The sequence below is a fragment of the Streptomyces sp. NPDC033229 genome (genome assembly GCF_055576875.1).
This window is the reverse complement of the sequence record NZ_JBVIQR010000189.1, coordinates 1-1,661: the sequence shown is the minus strand read 5'-3', so window position 1 is coordinate 1,661 and position 1,661 is coordinate 1. Positions and strand designations below refer to the sequence as shown.

The following is a 1,661-nucleotide window of genomic DNA, read 5'->3' as shown; positions in this document are numbered from 1 at the left end:
CCAACCTCGTATCTGACCGCTACACCACCGCCTGAGGACAGGCAATGAGCAGGTCAAACACGCCTCATCCGCTATCACGCACCAGCTCGTAAGACCGTGTCCTATGTGGTGAGGCGGGCGAGTCGCTTGTAGCAGCAGAGGGCGGCGGCGAGTCCGAGAAAGGCCAGGTAGTTGCGGGGATGGCGCTCGTAGCGAGGGCTGAGTCTGCGGTAGCCGGACAGCCACGACATCGTGCGTTCTATCGCCCACCTGCGACGGCTCAACCGTTCGCTGGACTCGATGCCTTTGCGTGCGATTCGGAGACTCCGATGCGTTTGCCGCGTAGCTATTTCCGCAGGTCAAGCCGGTCGTACGCCTTGTCTGCATGCAGGCGCTGGGGCTTGAAGTAACGGCCGCGGTGAGGGTCGTGTCTCGTTTGGTGACCCGCCACCATGAGCTTCAGCCCTCCGCTGTCGTGGGTGTTGTCGGCGGAGACGCCGACGACCAGGGGCAGTCCGTTCCGACAGGACGTGCCTCTCGGAACCCGGCTTGCTCCGGTCAACGGGGCTCGGACCTGTGTGTTCGCCCCCTTTTTCGCCCTGACATGGGCGGTGTCGAGGACGACGCGGGTGACGTCAACCAGGCCCGCGTCGTCCAGACGGTGCAGGACTGCTTACTGATCTTTTCGTTAGTTCTGTGGGGTTGGTGGGTGGATGGTCAGGCCGGTGTGGGTGAGAAAGGACCATGGCAGCTGCCGGTTCTGGTTGATGCGGTGGATGCCTTGTTCGGTGGCATCGGCGACATCGGCAAGGTGGTCGCCGGCAAGGTTGGCGAGTTCACGCTTCTTGAGCGACGACCACAGCAGTTCCACCGGGTTCAGCTCAGGCGCGTAAGCCGGTAATCGCTCCAGGGCCAGCCAGTCCTGTCCGGCGACCCAGGCCCGCATGGCCCGGCTCCAGTGGGCGGACAGTCCGTCCCAGACCAGCACCACCCTCTCCCCGCGGTAGAACACCTTGAGCTGTTCCAGGACCTCAATGAGTGCGGTGGTGTCGTAGCTGCCGGGCTTGAGGTGGAAGCACAACCGCGGACCACGGTCGGGATCGGCGGCGTGGTAGCCGAGAGCCGCGGCCATCGAGGCACGCTTCCAGTTCAGCCGATGCCGCAAGAGCGGAGTGCGGCCGCGGGGTGCGTAGGTGCGTCGGACCTGGGACAGCAGCGAGACTCCTGATTCGTCGAGAAAAACGATCGAGGCACGTGTGTTCACCGCCCCCTTTTGATGCGCGGCCACTCATGAGCGATCCACCGGGCGATCTCGGACTCGTCCCGCTCCACCGCCCGGCGCTCCGGCCGCTGCAGACTCCAGCCCAACCGGCCGGTCAGCAGACGCCAGACCGACGCCCGCGACAACGACACCCCCGTCACCCGCTCGACCACCAGACCGACCCGCTCCAGCGTCCACAGATCAGCCTCGAAGCCATGCGCCTGGGCGCTCTGTTCCAGCGCGGTCCGCACCTGCTCGACCCGGGCATCGTCCAGCTTGGCCGGACGACCGGTGGCCGGACGCCGGCGCAAGGCATCAGCGCCGCCTGAGGTGATCCCCGTGGTGTGGACACACCTGACAATGGATCGTGTTGATCCTGGATGGTGTAGATCCACGTGGCAAGGCCCTCGAAGTACAGTGC

2 protein-coding genes and 1 pseudogene are annotated in these 1,661 nt (G+C 65.3%); all 3 read right to left on the bottom strand.

From position 1 onward, the window contains the following. Positions 1-101: 101 nt before the first annotated feature. Positions 102-652, bottom strand: a pseudogene (locus ACZ53N_RS37285) (IS5 family transposase); the annotation flags it as partial. 15 nt (positions 653-667) lie between these two features. Then, on the bottom strand, positions 668-1,243 hold the full coding sequence (locus ACZ53N_RS37280; protein ID WP_469145122.1) for an IS630 family transposase: 576 nt from the start codon (positions 1,241-1,243) through the stop codon (positions 668-670). Next, positions 1,240-1,635: a winged helix-turn-helix domain-containing protein gene (locus tag ACZ53N_RS37275; protein WP_469145123.1), complete on the bottom strand. Its 396-nt coding sequence runs from the start codon at positions 1,633-1,635 to the stop codon at positions 1,240-1,242. Before ACZ53N_RS37275 ends, ACZ53N_RS37280 begins: the two co-directional genes overlap by 4 nt. Between the last annotated feature and the right edge of the window lie 26 nt (positions 1,636-1,661).